We start from the raw sequence: 16,506 nt of genomic DNA, 5'->3' as shown, positions 1-16,506 counted from the left end.
ACCTCTCCCAGAGGGAGAGGGAGGGGCCCGCCGCGAAGCGGTGGGAGGGTGAGGGGTTACGAGGTCGGACGATGTGCCGGCGCTCCGTCAGGCGCCGTAACCCCTCACTCCGGCCCTCTCCCTATGGGAGAGGGGGCGCCCGAAGCGCTGGGGCCGCTCACCGGCTGACGATGATCCCATCGAACTCCGGCAGGGCCAGGGTCAGCTTCTCGCGGGTGAAGGCGCTGGCGGTCAGCGGGCCGTGCACCGTTCCCGGCCCGTCCTTGGCCGCTTCCACGTAGTAGAAGCGCGGCGTCTCGTCGGGCAGGTCGCGACGGGCGATGACGATATAGCGGTCATTGCCGCCGTACTGGTCGATCCGCGGCCCCAGCACCGTTTCGCAGGTCAGGGCGTCTCGCTCCCAGCAGAGGCTCAGGTGCTCGCCCTTGGCGTCGGACGCCAGGCGATAGCGGCCGGCGACCGTCTCGTAGGTCCCGTCGAACAGCCGCCAGCCGGAATTGGCCGCGCCGCGCACGTAGCGAACCTCGACGGTGCTCCAGGTACGTCCCCGGAGCGCCGTCTGGCGGCACAGCGCCACGTCGGTTACGGAGGTCAGCCGACAGGGAGCCGGCCGCCACGCCTTGGGCAGCAGCGGCAGCGGCGCGCTCAGGCCCGCGGCCTCGGCCTTTGCGGCGTCTTCCTGTCTGGCTGTCTCGGCCGCCTGTTTCTGTTGGGCCTCGGAGAGAACGAAGTCGGCCGATGGAGCGGCGAGCGCCGCCCGGCCGCCCATGAGCGCGGCCGTGGCGATCGCCAGGGAAAGCGCCAGCCTCATTCCCGCGTCAGGTCCTGCCGCTGGAAGAGCGCCAGCGCCGCCGCCGACAGGCCGACCGCCCAGGCCAGCAGGAAGGCCAGGGCCTTGGCCCAGGGCAGGGGCTCGTCGACGACGCTGCGGTCCTGCAGCAGCGCCGTCTTCAGCAGGTCGCCCGAGAAGGCCGGCAGCAGCAGGGCCTTCAGGCTCGGCTCGTGCATCCAGGTAGCGACCATCGACTGGGCGGCGGCGAACACCAGGCCCACGATCAGCGCGCCCATGGTCGAGCGCGTGGCCACGCCCACCAGGGCGGCCAGGGCGACCAGCACCACCAGCTGCAGCCAGCTGATCGCGAAGGTTCCGGCCAGATCGGTCAGCGCCTCGCCGCGATAGGCCACGAAGGCCCCGCCGCTGGTCGCCGCGCTGAACAGGCCGCCCAGGGCCGCCGCCAGGGCGTAGAGCACCAGGCTCACCGCCACCGCGATCGCCGCCGTCGCCAGCTTGGCCAGCAGCAGGTTGACCCGGCCGTTGCGCGGGGTCAGCAGGCGCCAGGTTTCCCAGCGATAGTCGCCGGCCAGCACGGCCGCCGACAGGATCAGCACGAACAGCCCCATGACCGGCGAGGCGCCGCCCGCCAGAGCCTTGACCATCCGCCCCACCAGGTCGACCGGGATGGGCGGCGCGCCCTTCATCAGCCGGCGGGCGAAAAGCTCGCCGCCGATGGTCAGCACCAGGCCGGCGATGGGGGCGAACAGCACGCCCCAGAACACCGTGCCGCGGTCCTTCAGAAGCCGGAAGCGCTCGGCGGCGAGGGCGTCAACGAGCATCGGCCGGCTCCTTGGCTTGCAGGATGTCGAGATAGGCGCTCTCCAGGTCGGCCTCGCGCCAGCGGGCCTCGTGGATGTCGACGCCGGCGTTGACGAGGGCGCGGATCAGGGCTGGGGCCTCGTTGCGCTCGATCTGGGCCAGCACGGCGTCGGGTCCGTCGGCGCGGCCCTGGTCGCCCAGCAGCTCCAGCACCTGGGCCACGGGGCTGGCGACCAGGCGCAGGGCGGGCTTGCGGCCGGCCAGGGTCTCGACCGGTCCTTCGGCGACCAGTTTGCCCTTCGACAGGATCGCCACCCGGTCGCAGACGCGGCGCACCTCGTCCAGCTGGTGGCTGGCCAGGATGATGGTCGCGCCTTCCTCGGCCGCCAGGCGGCGGATCAGCTCGCGGATCTCCTGGATGCCGGCCGGGTCCATGCCGCTGGTCGGCTCGTCGAGAATGGCCAGCGAGGGGCGGGTGAAGAACACCGCCGCCAGGCCCAGCCGCTGCTTCATGCCCACCGAGAAGGTCGAGGTCTTGCGGTCGGCGGCGTCGCTCAGCCCCACGCGCTCCAGCCAGCCGCCGATGTCGGCGTCTTGGGCCCCGCTCTGCAGGGCCAGCATCTTCAGGGCGTCGCGGGCGGTCAGGTAGGGCGGATAGCGCGGCGTCTCGATCATCGCGCCCACCTGGCGCAGCGACGAGACGTGGCCGGCCGGCGCGCCCGACAGCCGGGCGACGCCCGAGGTCGGCCGCACCAGGCCCATGGCGATGCGGAACAGGGTGCTCTTGCCCGCGCCGTTGGGACCCAGCACGCCGAACACGCCGCCGGCGGGAATCTTCAGGGTCAGGTCGTCCAGCGCCCGCACGGCGCCGTAGGTCTTGGTCAGCCCCTCGGCCTCCAGCGCGAAACTCATGCGGCGCGGTCCCGGCTCGGCGGCATCGGCGACTCTCCCTTATGAACTTGGCGCGACTATGGGCGCGGAAACGCCGGTCGGCCAAGTTGTTTGGCGCCAGCAATACGAATTGTCGCCAAGCTGTTCTATAGGGGCGGAAGTCTTCGCTTCAGGGCCTGGCCATGACCGTGCTTTCCCGTTTCGCCGCACTTCTGGCGATCATCGTTCTCTCCGGCTGCGCCACCGCGCCCCGCCAGGCGGCCCAGGCGCCGCCGCCCAAGCCCGCCCTGACCATCCTGGTCTCGATCGACGGCTTCCGGGCCGACTATCTCGATCGCGGCGACACCCCGGCCATGAAGGCCCTGGCCGACGACGGCGTGCGGGCGGCCATGCGGCCCTCGTTTCCGTCGCTGACCTTCCCCAACCACTACGCCCTGGTCACCGGCATGCGCCCCGACCACAACGGCATCGTCAGCAACACCATGGAGGACCCGGAGATCCCGGGCGTCACCTTCACCCTCTCCAACCACGACGCCGTCACCGACACCCGCTGGTGGAGCATGGCCACGCCGATCTGGTCCACGGCCGAGAAGCAGGGCGTGCGCGCCGGCACCATGTTCTGGCCGGGCTCGGAAGCCGAGATCGCCGGGGTGCGGCCCACCAAGTGGGCGGTGTTCGACCAGAAGAAGCTGTCCAACGACCGCGTCGACACCCTGTTGTCGTGGCTGGACGAGACCAAGGACGCGCCGCTGGGCCTGGCCACCCTCTATTTCGACATCGTCGACAGCGCCGGCCACAAGTACGGCCCGGACTCGGCCGAGGTCCGCAAGGCCTCTGCCGACGTCGATGTCGCCATCGCCCGCCTGGTCGAGGGGCTGAAGGCCCGCGGCCTCTACGACCGCACCAACCTGATCATCGTCGCCGACCACGGCATGGCCCCGCTGCCGGCCAGCCAGCGCGTGGTGCTGGACGACAGCGTCGACCTCGCCAAGCTGCGCTACGTCGGCCTCGGCGCCATCGCCAGCATCTATCCCAAGGCCGGCGAGGAGGCCGCGGTGACCGCCGCCCTGGTCAGGCCGCACCCGCACATGAGCTGCTGGGAGAAGGCCAAGATCCCGGCCCGCCTGCACTACGGAACCAACCGCCGCATCGGCCCGGTCGTCTGCTCGGCCCAGACCGGCTGGTACATCACCACCGCCGCCTCGCAGAAGAAGCGCGAAGGCGAGGGCGGCGAGATGCGCGACGGCGGGGCCCACGGCTACGACAACGCCGACCCGCTGATGCAGGCGGTGTTCATCGCCCGCGGCCCGTCGTTCAAGTCGGGCAAGACCCTGCCGGTGTTCGACAATGTCGACGTCTATCCGCTGCTGGCCAGGGTGATCGGCGTGAAGCCGGAAAAGGTCGACGGCGAGCTGGCTCCGGTGAAGGCCGCGCTGCGCTGATCGAAAGGCAAGGGCGGGTCGGAAGGCTCGCCCTTTTCTCTTGCTCAGATAATTGCGTTATGCGTTAAATATTGCGTCCCAACGCAATAGGAGGCGCGCATGCCCCGCCTGACCTCGGCCCTCTGCTACAAGGACCCCAAGGCCGCCCTGAAATGGCTGGAAGCCGCGTTCGGCTTCGAGCTCGTTCTGCTGATCGAGGACGGCGAGGGCAATCTCGCCCACTCGCAGATGACGCTCGGCGACAGCCACGTGATGGTCGGCAACGAGTGGAGCGCCGACCACGCCAGCCCCGCCTCGCTCGGCGGCAAGAACACCCAGACGGTGCACATCCATATCGACGAGGACGTCGACGCCCACTGCCAGCGCGCCCGCGCCGCCGGGGCCGAGATCCTCGCAGAGCCGGAGACCCAGTTCTACGGCGACCGCACCTATCGCTGCCGCGACCCGGAAGGCCACATCTGGACCATCGGCCAGACCGTCCAGGCCGTCACCCGCGAGGAGGCCGAGGCCGCCACCGGCCTGAAGATCCAGGGCTGGGCGTGACGCCAGACGACTTCCGTCGATTGGCCCTGGCGCTGCCGGGCGTGGTCGAGGGCGAACACATGGGCACGACCGACTTCCGCGTCGGCCGGATCTTCGCCACCCTCGGCTATCCCGACGCCCGCCACGGCATGGTGCAGCTGACGCCCGACCTGCAGGCGATGCTGGTCGCCGCCGAGCCCGCCGCCTTCGTTCCGGTGAAGGGCGGCTGGGGTCTGAAGGGGGCGACCAATGTCGTGCTCGACGCGATCGACGAACCGACCCTGAAAAGCGCCCTGGAGCAGGCCTGGCGGCTGAGGGCTGGCAAGGGGCTGGTCGCCGAGCTGGACGCTGGCCGATGAGCATCGACCGCACCCTGGCGGCCCTGGCCGACCCGCACCGCCGCCGCACGGTCGAGCTGCTGGCCGACGGTCCGCGCCGGGCCGGCGAGCTCGCCGACGCCCTGGGCCTGTCGCCCCCGGCCATGAGCCGTCATCTGCGCACGCTGCGGCAGGCGCAGTTGGTCGAGGAGAGCCATCCGCCGTTCGACGCCCGGGTGAGGGTCTACGCCCTGAAGCCCGGGCCGATGGCCGAACTCAAGGCCTGGGCCGCCGCCGCCGAGGCGCTGTGGAGCGACCAGCTCCTGGCTCTGAAGGCCCATCTGGAGGCGGAAGGGTGAGCGCCCGCATCCTCGTGGCCCTGCGCATCAAGGCCGCGCCGGCCCGGGTGTTCGCCGCCTTCGTCGGCGAGATCGGCGCCTGGTGGCGGCCCAACCCGCTGTTCTCGTTCACCCCGCGCTCGCCCGGCGTGCTGGCCTTCGACGGCGAAGGGGAGGGCGCGCGTCTGGTCGAGCGCCTGGCCTCCGGCAAGGCCTTCGAGGTCGGCCAGGTGCGCGTCTGGACGCCGGGCGAGCGGCTGGTGTTCGGTTGGCGCCAGGCGGCCTTCGCCCCCGGCATGGACACCGAGGTCGAGGTCCGCTTCGAGCCCGTCGGCGAAGAGACCCGCGTCACCGTCGAGCACCGCGGCTGGGAGACCGTGCCCGCCGGGCACGTGGCCCGCCACGGCTTCCCCGATCAGCTGTTCCTGCTGCGCCACGGCCAGTGGTGGACGGGGCTGCTGGAGGGGTTGAGCGCGCACTTGCTTCCGTAAAGCCTCTCTCATTCATCCGTAAAATCCCCGCTTTCGCGGGGATTTTACGGAGAGAAGACCGGGGTCTCTCCCCTTGCCGACTATCCGCCACGCGGTCAAAAATCCCGCCCCTCGGGAGGTCCCATGTCCGAACCCATCGCCCATCCGGCCCGCAAGGCGGCCCTGGGCTTCATCTTCGTCACCGCCCTGATGGACGTGCTGTCGCTGGGCCTGATGATCCCCGTCCTGCCCAGCCTGGTGAAATCCATGGCCGGCGGTCGCACAGATGACGCCGCCCAGTGGACCGCCGCCTTCGGCATGGTCTGGGGCGTGATGCAGTTCGTCTGCTCGCCGGTCCTGGGCATGCTGTCCGACCGCTTCGGCCGCCGGCCGGTGATCCTGATCTCGATCTTCGGCCTGGGCGTCGACTACATCTTCATGGCCCTGGCCCCGACCCTGTGGTGGCTGTTCCTCGGCCGGATCATCCACGGCGCCACGGCGGCCAGCTTCTCGGCGGCCGGGGCCTATATCGCCGACGTCACGCCGGAGAAGGGACGCGCCAAGGCCTTCGGCCTGATCGGCGCGGCCTGGAGCGCGGGCTTCATCGTCGGTCCGGCCCTGGGCGGGGTGCTGGGCAAGATCGACCTGCACCTGCCGTTCTGGGTGGCGGCCGGCATGGCGCTGCTGAACTGGCTGTATGGCCTGCTGGTTCTGCCCGAGTCCCTGCCGCCCGAGCGCCGCGTGGCCCGCTTCGACTGGACCAAGGCCAACCCCGTCGGCTCGCTGAAGCTGCTGGGTTCGCATCCCGACCTGCCGCGACTGGGCGTGGTCAGCTTCCTGATGCAGCTGGCCCACAACGCCTATCCCAGCATCTTCGTGCTCTACACCGGCTATCGCTACGGCTGGGACACCGCCCAGATCGGCCTCCTGATGATGCTGTCGGGCGTGCTGGGCGTCATCGTCCAGGCCGTACTGATCGGGCCGATCGTCGACCGCCTGAAGGAGCGCGGGGCGGTGATCGCGGGCCTCGTCTGCTTCGTCGTCTCGTTCGGGATCTTCGCCTTCGCCCCCACCGGCTGGATCTTTGCCTCGGGCCTGGCCGTCAGCGCCTTCTCGGCCCTGATCCAGCCTGGCCTGATGGGCATGATGACCAAGCGCGTCGGCCCCAGCGAGCAGGGCCAGCTGCAGGGCGCCAACTCGGCCATCATGGGCCTGACCGCCATCGTCGGGCCGGTGCTCTACGGCCTCACCCTGGCCTTCGCCGTGCGCCACGAGCAGACCCTGCGCCTGCCGGGCCTGCCGCTGGTCATCGCCGGCCTGCTGGCCCTGGGCGGCCTGGCCGTGATCCTGCGCACGCGCCGCGCCCGTCCGCTGGCGGTCGGGGAACCTGGCCTTGATCCCGTGCGCTGAAGGCCTTGAATGCGCCCGAAACCTTCGCTGTTTAGGGGCGAACAAACGCGTCCGCTCGCCTTTCGGGCGGTCGCGTCCTGAAGACTGACGGAGTCACCGACTTGTCCAAGCCCGCCCTTCGCGTCCTGATCCCGACCCTGGCCCTGCTGGCCGCCTGCTCGGATCCGGCCTCGCGCAGCCAGGCCCAGTCCATCCCCGACCTCGCCCAGCCGACCCGCAAGTCGCCGACCGATCCGGTGTCGATGAAGGCCTCCTTCGCCCCGGTGGTGAAGAAGACGGCCCCGGCCATCGTCAACGTCGCCAGCCGCCGCGTCGTGCGCCAGCAGGCCGATCCGTTCTGGGACTTCTTCATGGGCGGCCGCGGCGGCGCGCCCCGCTCGCAGGTGCAGGGCTCGCTCGGTTCGGGCGCCATCGTCCGCGCCGACGGGGTGATCATCACCAACCACCACAACATCGAGAACATGAGCGACATCACCGTGCAGCTCGCCGACCGGCGCGAGTTCCCGGCCACGGTGCTGCTCGACGACCCGCGCTCGGACCTCGCCGTCCTGAAGATCGACACCAAGGGCGAGCGCCTGCCGACCATCGCCATCGACGACCAGGAGCAGCTCGAGGTCGGCGACCTGGTGCTGGCCATGGGCAACCCGTTCGGCGTCGGCCAGACCGTCACCAACGGCATCGTCTCGGCCCTGGCCCGCACCGATGTCGGCGCGGCCGAGTTCGGCAGCTACATCCAGACCGACGCGGCCATCAATCCCGGCAACTCGGGCGGCCCGCTGGTCGACATGGACGGCGACCTGATCGGGGTGAACACCTTCATCATCTCGCGCTCGGGCTCGTCCAGCGGCGTGGGCTTCGCCATCCCGGCGGCCGTGGTGCGTCAGGTGGTCTCGACCGCGCTCGGCGGCGCCCACAGCGTCGTGCGGCCGTGGCTGGGCGTGCGCGGCCAGCCGGTCACCGGCGAGATCGCCAAGGGCCTGGGCATGTCCACCCCGCGCGGCGTGCTGATCTCCGACGTCTATCCCGGCGCCTCGGCCGACAGGGGCGGCGTCAAGGAAGGCGACGTCATCCTGTCGATCGACGGCCAGCCGGTGAACGACGAGGGCGGCGGCGCCTTCGCCATCGGCACCCACAAGATCGGCGACCGCGTGCCGGTGGTCGTCCGCCGCGGCGACCGCGAGCAGACCCTGACCGTCCGCGCCGAGGCCGCGCCCGAGATCCCGGCCAAGGACGAGCGCACCCTGACGGGCCGCAACCCCTTCGAAGGCGCGACGGTGATGAACCTGTCGCCGGCCGCCGCTCAGGACGTCGGCGCCGACGCCTTCTCCGGCAAGGGCGTGCTGGTCACCAAGGTCGGCCAGGGCTTCGCGCTGAACGCCGGCTTGCGTCCCGGCGACTTCGTGCGCGAGGTCAACGGCAAGGCCGTCAACACCACCGCCGATCTGGCCGCAGCGATCCGCAACGAGACGGCCACCTGGACCGTCGTCATCGAGCGGGGCGGCCAGCGCATCTCGGCCCGCTTCCGCACCTGATCCGGCCGCGACCCTCTCCCTTCGGGGAGAGGGTTTCCGCTGACCGCGGAACCTCCTAAACCTCTTCCCATGTCCGATCTCTTCCAAGCCGCCGGCATCGCGCCCCACGCGCCCGCGCCGCTGGCCGACCGCCTGCGTCCCCAGAGCCTCGAAGAGGTGGTGGGCCAGGAGCACCTGCTCGGTCCTGACGGCCCGATCGGCCGGATGGCGGCGGCTCACCGCCTGGCCTCGATGATCCTCTGGGGCCCGCCCGGCACCGGCAAGACCACCATCGCCCGCCTGCTGGCCAAGGCCGGCGGCTATGAGTTCATGCAGATCTCGGCCGTCTTCTCCGGCGTCGCCGACCTGAAGAAGGCCTTCGAGCAGGCTCGCATGCGCCGCCAGGCCGGCCAATCGACGCTGCTGTTCGTCGACGAGATCCACCGCTTCAACCGCGCCCAGCAGGACGGTTTCCTGCCCTTCGTGGAGGAGGGGATCGTCACCCTGGTCGGCGCGACGACCGAGAACCCCTCGTTCGAACTCAATGGCGCTCTGCTGTCGCGGGCCCAGGTGTTCGTGCTCAAGCGCCTGGACGAGACGGCGCTGGAAAGCCTGCTCGCCAAGGCCGAGACCGCCGAGAACCGCAAGCTGCCGGTCGACGCCGAGGCTCGGCAGGTGCTGATCGCCATGGCCGACGGCGACGGCCGCTACCTGCTGACCCTGACCGAGACCCTGCTGTCGATCGGCACGGACACGCCGCTGAACCCGACGCAGCTGGGCCAACTGCTCCAGAAGCGCCGCCCGGCCTACGACAAGGACCGGGAGGAGCACTACAACCTGATCTCGGCCCTGCATAAGTCGGTGCGCGGCAGCGATCCGGACGCGGCCCTCTACTGGCTGGCGCGGATGCTGGAGGGCGGGGAAGACCCGCTGTTCATCGCCCGCCGCCTGGTGCGCATGGCCTCGGAAGACATCGGCGCGGCCGACCCGCTCAGCTTGCTTCTGACCACCGCGGCGAAAGACGCCTACGACTTCCTCGGTTCGCCGGAAGGCGAGCTGGCCCTGGCCCAGGCCGTGGTCCACATGGCCAGCGCGCCCAAGTCCAACGCCGTCTACAACGCCTACAAGGCCGCCCGCCGCGCGGCCAAGGCGACCGGCAGCCTCATGCCGCCCTCCCACATCCTCAACGCCCCCACCAAGCTGATGAAGACCCTCGGCTATGGCGACGGCTACGCCTACGACCACGACGTCGAGGGCGGAGTCTCGGGCCAGAACTACTTCCCCGACGGCATGGCCCGCCCGAAGTTCTACGAGCCCAAGCCGATCGGCGCCGAGGCCAAGGTCAAGGACCGCCTCGACCACTGGAGCCAACTGCGCCGAGGCGGTAAGTAGGGCGAGTTCGGGCTTGCGTTCGCGCTAAAATTGTTCTTCATTTGTTCGCGCTGGCGACGATGGAGGGCGAAGGTGGCTGGAGCTGTCGATCCAGAAAAGCGCAGCGCTGACCTGAAAGTCCGCCTCAAGCTCTTCACCACGAATGTGACGACCTACGGCTACGCAATCATGGGGGCGTCCTTCATCGACCCCTACATCAAGGGCGCTGGTTTCAAGACCGCCAGCTATGTGGGCATAGGGCTCGCGATCGTGTTTCACCTACTGGCGTGGTATGCTGCTCCACACGGAGAAAAGTCATGACGCCGCTCGAGGCCATGATCTACATACTCGGACCGATTGGCATCGCCGTCGGCATCTACGCTCTGTTCCTCAAGCGTGAGCTGAACGAGTTGGAAGCCCGGCAACGAGAGAAGCACTCCGCTGAGTAAGTCCCAGACGGGCGCCCCGCGTCCGCCCCGCCGTCCGCCCGCAGCGCCCAAGCCCAAGGCCTCCGACAGCCCGATCGAGTTGACGCCCGACGAGATCGCCTTCACGCGCTCGCTGGTGATCCACGAGGACGACAGCGTCTTCGTGCTCAACAAGCCCGCCGGCCTCTCCAGCCAGGGCGGCCGCATCAAGGCCCACACGCTGGATGACCTGCTGTGGGCTCTGGCCCGCCGTGACCGGCCGCGCCCGCGCCTGATCCATCGCCTCGACCGCGACACCTCCGGCGTGATCCTCACCGCCCGCACCAAGCCGGCGGCGACCTTCCTGGGCAAGGCCCTGATGGGCAAGCGCTTCCGCAAGACCTATCTGGCCATCGTCGCGCCCGGCGCGCCCGAGCCGCGCGGCGGCCAGATCGACAAGGCCCTGCGCCGCGAGTCCATCGGCCGCGAGGCCTATATGCGGGTCTGCGAGGACGATCACCCGGACGCGGAAAACGCCCGCAGCCGCTATCGCACCCTGGCCGCCAACGCCCAGGCCGCGCTGGTCGAGCTTTCCCCCGACACCGGCCGCATGCACCAGCTGCGCGTCCACATGGCCTCGATCGGCCGGCCGATCGCCGGCGACAGCCGCTACGGCGGTGCGCTGATGCTGGCCGGGGCGCCGGTGCCTCGGCTTATGCTGCACGCCGCGCGGCTGGTGTTCCCGCACCCCGAAGGCGGCGAACGACGGATCGAGGCCCCGATCCCCGACGATATGAAGGCGGTGCTGGAAAGGCTGGACTTGGCGCTCCCGGAACGCTGAACTTGGCCGAGCCGTTTGAGAGGCAAGGGAGAAACGCCATGAAGTCCGCCCGCCTCGTCTGCGTCCTCGCCGCCAGCGTCCTGGTCCTGGGGGCCTGCGCCACCGCCAAGCCCACCGTCTACCGGCCGCAGGCCGCCGCCACCGACGTCGGCTTCGCCCAGTACAAGATGGAGGAGGGGCGCTATCGCGTGACCTTCCGCGGCGGCCCCGGCGCGCCGGCCGGCCAGGTGACCGACTACGCCCTGCTGCGGGCGGCCGAGCTGGCCCTGGCCGACGGCTACAGCTGGTTCCGCGTCGCCGACCGCATCACCCAGTCGACGGGCGGCGGGGGCGGTCCGACCTTCTCGGTCGGCGCCGGTTCGGGCAGCTATGGCCGCCGCTCCGGCGTCGGCCTGGGTCTGGGAACGAGCTTCAACCTCGGCCCCGGCCCGGCGCTCAGCACGACGCTGGAAGTCGTGTTCGGCAAGGGTCCGCGTCCGCCGGGCGAAGCCTACGACGCCCAGAGCGTGGTCAACACCATCGGCAAGGGCATGGGCCGGGTCTGAGGACGGCGCCGCCCTCTCATCCGTAAAATCCCCGCGAAAGCGGGGACCCAGGCTTTTTCTGAAACGCCGGGCGCTCGACGACAAAACACCTGGGCCCCCGCTTTCGCGGGGGTTTTACGGTGTAGTGATCAGGCCGCCACGCGCGCCGCGTAGGGGTGAGCCGCCCGCAGCGAGGCGTGGCTGAGGCCGGCGGTCTCGGCGGCGGCGAAATAGCCTTCCGCCGGCAGGCCTTGCAGGCTCACCATCGGCGCCAGGCCGCGGGCCTCGCGGCCGAAGGCCATGATGTCGGCGGCGATCTTCTCGGCCGGTCCGCTCAGGTCGCAGGCGTCCAGGGTCAGCCCCGCCAGGCGGGCGTCGCGCAGGTGCTTGAAGGCTTCCTTGTCCGGCGGCACGCGGGCGACGACGCCGCGGGTCAGGGCCTTCAGCAGGCCGACCACTTCCAGCAGGCGGCCGGCGGGCGTGCCGCGGGTGACGTCCACCAGCTCGATCATCACCCCGCCGCGCAGCAGGGCCAGCGACAGGCCCGAGGTGCCGGTCAGCAGGTCGCGGCCGCGCTGGGTGCCCAGGGTGCGGAACGAGGCGGGCAGGACGAGGTCGGGACGCTCGTTGCCTTGGGCGGCCTTGGCGAAGGCCGCGCCGTAGCGCAGCGTCGCCTCGTCGATGAAGGCGATGTCCTTGTCGGCCAGCTTGGTGATCGCCCGCCCGCTGATCGAGCGGCCGGTGCCCAGGTGGGTGACGATCGGCTCGACGCGGATGGCGGTGGTGACGTTGCGGCGCAGGCCGATCACGTGCTCCAGCGCGAAATCGACCCGCAGGGCCGCGCCGCCGCTGGTGGTGAAGGCCACGGGCGTGCGGCGCATCTCGTCGCTGACGTCCATGTCCGTGCGGAACGGCGAGCGTTCGGAGTCGCGGCGTGCGCGGGCGGCCAGCACGACGGACGGATCGATGGTGCGACAGACGACGCCGCCGGCCTCGACCCCGATCACCGAGCGCACGCCGATGTCGCGCAGCTCGGCCGCGCCCAGCAGGTGGGTCAGCACGTCCTCGAGGATGCGGATGCTGGCGGCCTGGGCCGACAGGCCCTGGTCGTTGTGGGTGGCGATCAGGAAGTCGTCCTCGCTGACCCGCCCCCGCAGGTCGGCGCGATCGAGATGTTCGTTCAGCTTGCGCTCGACATAGGTCCAGACGTCGGTGCGCTTGTGCTCCCACCAGTCGCCCGCCCAGCGGCGGATGGCCTTGATGCTGATCACGTTGACCGAGCCGCGACCGATCAGGTCGGAACTGGCCAGACGGTTCAGCATCGCCGGCGGCAGGGCCAGGCGTTCGGTCGTGTCGTCCTTGGGAGGCAGGGAGGCGGGCATCGGACCGTGGGATTCGCGGGAGGAGATCAGAGGTTGACCTCCTCGCCCTTAACCTCCGGTGCAGGAACAGGGTTTAGGTCGTCTTTACCTTGTCTTCAAAGCCTTGCCAGGCAAGGCCTCGCCCTGTCGCGAAGACGTTAATCCTCGGTGACGGCGTTCATCGCGAAGGTGACGGGGATCAGGCACCCCTTGCGGTCCCAGACCGAGGTGTCCGGCCGAGCGCTCGCCAGCATGTTGCGGGCGGCCGTTCCGAACGCCGCGCTCGGCTGGGCGGCGACGATGTTCACGGGGGTGATGCGGCCGTCGGCCCGAATGTCGAACTCGATGAGCGCCCAGCCCTCGACGGCTTGGCGCGCGAAGGCGCTCGGATAGCTTCGCTGGATCGACAGGTTCAGGGCCGCGGCCTTGACGTCCGAACAGTCACGCTCCTTCGACGGCGATGGGGGTTTCGGGTAGGCCTTGGCTGTGGCCTCGACGGTTTCCGGGCGAACCGAGAACACGGCGTAGCAGCCCTTCACCGCCTTTCCGGAATGGAACCGGGAGTCCGCGATCGAGGCGGCGGCCAGGTCGGCCAGCACCGGATCGCCGCCCTGGGTCGCGATGCGGACGTTCTGGACCTCGCCCTCGGCGTCGATGTCGTAGAGCACGCCGGCCCACGGCGCGGAAAAGTCGCGGCCGGTGAACGAGCGCAGGTCCGGATAGCTGGTGATGGCCGGGATGCGGCGGGGCGAGCGGCCGCAGTCGCCGCGCGCCGAGATCGCGCTGCGTACCGGCGTCAGGGCCTCGCGCTTGCGCAGGGCTACGACCTCGAGCAGCAGCGCCGTCGGCGCCTTGGTCAGCGGCGTGTAGGTCTGCGAGACCTCGACGCGGCAATCGCTGGCCGGCGCGCCGGCCATGAAGCGCCAGCGGGCGAGGGCGGCCAGCATGTCCTCGGAGGCCGGCGCATCGTCGGCGCGCCGCACGTCGATCGGCGCCCCCTTGGCGTCGATGCCGAAGGTCACGGCGCTGAGGTTGCGGTCGCCGCGTCCCGGCGTGTCCGGCGCCGATCCCACGGGCAGATAGGCCACGCTCACCTCGGGCGCGAAGGGCGCGTTGCGCGCGACGCCGACATTGCGACCCCCGCAGTGGGCCACGCCCGGCGGCGGACCATACTGCACGATCCGGGTAACGGCTTCGCTGCGCACGGTGGGCAGCGGCGGCCGCATGGGCAGGGGAGGCGGCGGAGGTCCTGCGTTCGGGGGGCGCGGAAGGTCCGGGGCGGCCGATGCGGCGGAGGCGGCGAGCATCAAGGCCAGGGTGAGCAGGCTGCGCATGCTATCTCCGCGAGAGTCTTTGCGGCGACGCTATGCGGGGGCCGTGGCCAAGGTCAAGCGGCCATTGGCGTTCCCAGCTTGGCGTTCAGGGCCGCTCGGCGCATAAGGGGCCCATGACCAAGGTGCTTCTCGTCGCCGTGGGCGGCGCCGCCGGCTCCGTCGCCCGCTATCTCGTGGGAACGGCCGCGCTGCGCTGGATCGGACCGGGCTGGCCCTGGGGCACCCTGACCGTGAACCTGGTCGGCGGTTTCCTGATGGGCATGCTGACCGGCTGGCTGGCTTTCCGCTCGGCCGGCCAGCAGGAAACCTTCCGGGTGCTGCTGGGAACCGGCGTCCTCGGGGGCTTCACCACCTTTTCGGCCTTCTCGCTGGAGACCGCGCTCATGATCGAGAAGCGCGCCTACGGCTCGGCCTTCACCTATACCGCCGTCAGCGTCGTGTTCGCCGTGACGGCCCTTTTCGCGGGCCTTTATCTCGCCCGCAGGATGTTCGCATGAAAGAAGTTCGCACCATCTACGTCGATGGGGGCGAGGACGGGGTCCGCCTCGACCGCTGGTTCAAGCGCCGCTGGCCGCACCTGAACCACGTCCAGCTCAACAAGCTGTTCCGCTCGGGCCAGGTCCGGGTCGACGGCTCGCGCGCCAAGGCCGACACCAAGCTGGCCGCCGGCAGCCAGATCCGCGTGCCGCCGCTGCCCGACGCGCCCGACCCCGCCGACAAGGGCAAGCTGTCGGCGCGCGACATCGCCTACGCCCGCTCGCTGGTGCTCTACGAGGACGAGGACGTCCTGGCGCTGAACAAGCCCGCCGGCCTGGCCGTGCAGGGCGGCACCAAGACCACTAAGCATATCGACAAGCTGCTCAGCGCCTGGGGCGAGGGCGTCAATCGCCCGCGCCTGGTGCACCGCCTCGACCGCGACACCTCCGGCGTGCTGCTGCTGGGCAAGACCCCCAGCGCCGCCGCGCGCCTGTCGGGCGCCTTCGCCAAGCGCAAGGCCCAGAAGACCTATTGGGCCATCGTCGTGGGCAATCCGCACCCGACCGAGGGTGTGATCGAGCTGCACCTGGCCAAGCGCGGCGTCAACGACCGCGAGATCGTCGTGCCCGCCGATCCCAAGGACAAGGACGCCTCGCCGGCCGAGACCGAGTTCGTCACCATCAGCCGCGCCGGCCCGCGCGTCAGCTTCATGGCCCTGCGCCCGCACACCGGCCGCACGCACCAGTTGCGCGCCCACATGAAGGCCATCGGCCACCCGATCCTGGGCGATCCCAAGTACGGCGACGAGAAGTCGGCCCAGCTGTCGGAAGGGCTGAAGCTGCAACTGCACGCCCGCTCGATCCTGCTGCCGCACCCCAGCGCCGGCATGCTGCACATCGAGGCCCCGCTCAGCCCCGAGATGCAGGCCGGCTTCGCAAAGTTCGGCTTCTCCGAGGACGAGGCCGAGCAGAACCCCTTCGCCCGGCGCCAAACCAAGCGGCGATGAACCAAAACCTCGTTCAGCAGGCCTGGGATCTCCTGGGCCGAGGCCGGGCCGACCAGGCCGCCGCCCTGACGGCGGAGGGCGCCGCGCGCGCCACCGCCATGCCGGGCCTGCTGATCGTCCACGCCGCCGCGCTCAAGGGCCTGGGGCGTCATGCCCAGGCTCTGCCGTTCAACGAGCGCGCCGCCCGCGCCGCGCCGCAGGACCGGCTGGCCTGGTACAATCTGGCCGCCACCAACGGTGATCTTGGCCGTCAAGCCGAAGCCGAAGCCGCCGTGCGCAAGGCCATGGCCCTGGGCCTCGACGCGCCGGAGGCCTGGCTGGTCCTGGCCCGCGCCATCCAGTTTCAGCACCGCTACGACGAGGCCGAGGCCGCTTTCCAGGGCGCGATCGCTCGCCGCGCCGCCTTCGTCGACGCCCATCGCGATCTGGCCCAGCTGCGCTGGATGCGCACCGCCGATCTCGACCACGCGCTCGCGCCGCTGAAGGCCGTGCTGAGCGGGCAGTCCGACCCGCGCCTGCTGCACGTCCAGGCCCTGGTCGAGGAGTTCGCGGGCAAGCTGCCGCAGGCGCTCGACACGCTGCGCGGCGGCCTGCGCCGCCATCCGGGCGACATCCACCTGCTGCTGACCGCCGCCCACGCCGCCGCGGAGCTGGGCGACAGAGCCGAGGGCCTGGCCCACGCCCAGGCGG

At 70.6% G+C, this 16,506-nt stretch carries 19 protein-coding genes and 2 pseudogenes; 15 read left to right on the top strand and 6 right to left on the bottom strand.

Annotated elements, in window-relative coordinates; translation table 11 throughout:
- From DMC18_RS04170 to DMC18_RS04155, 4 genes and pseudogenes are all read right to left on the bottom strand, one after another.
- Positions 1-180: pseudogene (locus tag DMC18_RS04170) on the bottom strand (hypothetical protein); the annotation flags it as partial.
- Positions 158-811 (bottom strand): hypothetical protein, encoded by a 654-nt coding sequence (locus DMC18_RS04165; protein ID WP_110119928.1) that lies wholly within the window; start codon positions 809-811, stop codon positions 158-160. The pseudogene DMC18_RS04170 and the gene DMC18_RS04165, both read right to left, overlap by 23 nt.
- Positions 808-1,614, bottom strand: coding sequence for an ABC transporter permease subunit (locus DMC18_RS04160; RefSeq protein WP_110119929.1), 807 nt, complete (start codon positions 1,612-1,614; stop codon positions 808-810). The genes DMC18_RS04165 and DMC18_RS04160 overlap by 4 nt, the downstream gene beginning before the upstream one ends.
- Positions 1,604-2,506, bottom strand: a complete 903-nt coding sequence (locus tag DMC18_RS04155) for an ABC transporter ATP-binding protein (protein ID WP_110119930.1) — start codon at positions 2,504-2,506, stop codon at positions 1,604-1,606. The genes DMC18_RS04160 and DMC18_RS04155 overlap by 11 nt, the downstream gene beginning before the upstream one ends.
- Before the next feature lie 161 nt (positions 2,507-2,667).
- On the opposite strand from DMC18_RS04155, the gene DMC18_RS04150 reads away from it, so the two are divergent.
- From DMC18_RS04150 to DMC18_RS04100, 12 genes are all read left to right on the top strand, one after another.
- The gene (locus DMC18_RS04150; protein ID WP_110119931.1) at positions 2,668-3,927 is read left to right on the top strand and encodes an ectonucleotide pyrophosphatase/phosphodiesterase; all 1,260 of its coding nucleotides are present in this window, start codon (positions 2,668-2,670) and stop codon (positions 3,925-3,927) included.
- 99 nt (positions 3,928-4,026) lie between these two features.
- Positions 4,027-4,470, top strand: a complete 444-nt coding sequence (locus tag DMC18_RS04145) for a VOC family protein (protein WP_110119932.1) — start codon at positions 4,027-4,029, stop codon at positions 4,468-4,470.
- A complete protein-coding gene (locus DMC18_RS04140) occupies positions 4,467-4,808 on the top strand; it encodes an MmcQ/YjbR family DNA-binding protein (protein ID WP_110119933.1) in 342 nt (113 codons plus the stop codon). Before DMC18_RS04145 ends, DMC18_RS04140 begins: the two co-directional genes overlap by 4 nt.
- Entirely contained in the window at positions 4,805-5,125 is a 321-nt protein-coding gene (locus tag DMC18_RS04135; RefSeq protein WP_110132715.1) for a helix-turn-helix transcriptional regulator, read from the top strand. Before DMC18_RS04140 ends, DMC18_RS04135 begins: the two co-directional genes overlap by 4 nt.
- The gene (locus tag DMC18_RS04130) at positions 5,122-5,595 is read left to right on the top strand and encodes an SRPBCC domain-containing protein (protein WP_110118181.1); all 474 of its coding nucleotides are present in this window, start codon (positions 5,122-5,124) and stop codon (positions 5,593-5,595) included. Before DMC18_RS04135 ends, DMC18_RS04130 begins: the two co-directional genes overlap by 4 nt.
- Positions 5,596-5,718: 123 nt before the next feature.
- Positions 5,719-6,984, top strand: coding sequence for a TCR/Tet family MFS transporter (locus DMC18_RS04125; RefSeq protein ID WP_110118182.1), 1,266 nt, complete (start codon positions 5,719-5,721; stop codon positions 6,982-6,984).
- Positions 6,985-7,085: 101 nt separating this feature from the next.
- On the top strand, positions 7,086-8,516 hold the full coding sequence (locus DMC18_RS04120) for a Do family serine endopeptidase (RefSeq protein ID WP_370443982.1): 1,431 nt from the start codon (positions 7,086-7,088) through the stop codon (positions 8,514-8,516).
- 69 nt (positions 8,517-8,585) lie between these two features.
- Positions 8,586-9,887, top strand: a complete 1,302-nt coding sequence (locus DMC18_RS04115; RefSeq protein ID WP_110118184.1) for a replication-associated recombination protein A — start codon at positions 8,586-8,588, stop codon at positions 9,885-9,887.
- Between the two features lie 72 nt (positions 9,888-9,959).
- Positions 9,960-10,187: a hypothetical protein gene (locus tag DMC18_RS04110; RefSeq protein WP_110118185.1), complete on the top strand. Its 228-nt coding sequence runs from the start codon at positions 9,960-9,962 to the stop codon at positions 10,185-10,187.
- Positions 10,184-10,315, top strand: coding sequence for a hypothetical protein (locus DMC18_RS27135; protein ID WP_255580256.1), 132 nt, complete (start codon positions 10,184-10,186; stop codon positions 10,313-10,315). Before DMC18_RS04110 ends, DMC18_RS27135 begins: the two co-directional genes overlap by 4 nt.
- Positions 10,308-11,114: an RluA family pseudouridine synthase gene (locus DMC18_RS04105; protein ID WP_110118186.1), complete on the top strand. Its 807-nt coding sequence runs from the start codon at positions 10,308-10,310 to the stop codon at positions 11,112-11,114. Before DMC18_RS27135 ends, DMC18_RS04105 begins: the two co-directional genes overlap by 8 nt.
- A 38-nt stretch (positions 11,115-11,152) precedes the next feature.
- The gene (locus DMC18_RS04100; RefSeq protein WP_110118187.1) at positions 11,153-11,659 is read left to right on the top strand and encodes a hypothetical protein; all 507 of its coding nucleotides are present in this window, start codon (positions 11,153-11,155) and stop codon (positions 11,657-11,659) included.
- Between the two features lie 128 nt (positions 11,660-11,787).
- On the opposite strand, the gene DMC18_RS04095 is transcribed toward DMC18_RS04100, so the two are convergent.
- Together DMC18_RS04095 and DMC18_RS04090 are read right to left on the bottom strand one after the other, a co-directional pair.
- Positions 11,788-13,020, bottom strand: coding sequence for a hypothetical protein (locus DMC18_RS04095; protein ID WP_110118188.1), 1,233 nt, complete (start codon positions 13,018-13,020; stop codon positions 11,788-11,790).
- Between the two features lie 137 nt (positions 13,021-13,157).
- A complete protein-coding gene (locus DMC18_RS04090) occupies positions 13,158-14,333 on the bottom strand; it encodes an energy transducer TonB (RefSeq protein ID WP_110132714.1) in 1,176 nt (391 codons plus the stop codon).
- A 113-nt stretch (positions 14,334-14,446) separates the two neighbouring features.
- Between DMC18_RS04090 and crcB the strand changes: the two genes are divergently transcribed.
- The 3 genes and pseudogenes from crcB to DMC18_RS04075 form a co-directional block, all read left to right on the top strand.
- Entirely contained in the window at positions 14,447-14,830 is a 384-nt protein-coding gene (crcB, locus tag DMC18_RS04085; RefSeq protein WP_110118190.1) for a fluoride efflux transporter CrcB, read from the top strand.
- Positions 14,827-15,816: an RluA family pseudouridine synthase gene (locus tag DMC18_RS04080; protein ID WP_110118191.1), complete on the top strand. Its 990-nt coding sequence runs from the start codon at positions 14,827-14,829 to the stop codon at positions 15,814-15,816. The genes crcB and DMC18_RS04080 overlap by 4 nt, the downstream gene beginning before the upstream one ends.
- Positions 15,813-16,506: pseudogene (locus DMC18_RS04075) on the top strand (hypothetical protein); the annotation flags it as partial. The gene DMC18_RS04080 and the pseudogene DMC18_RS04075, both read left to right, overlap by 4 nt.

This window comes from Caulobacter sp. D5 (assembly GCF_003185805.1).
Lineage (GTDB): Bacteria > Pseudomonadota > Alphaproteobacteria > Caulobacterales > Caulobacteraceae > Caulobacter.
The sequence above is the reverse complement of the archived record's forward strand: the minus strand, read 5'-3'. Positions and strand labels throughout refer to the sequence as shown.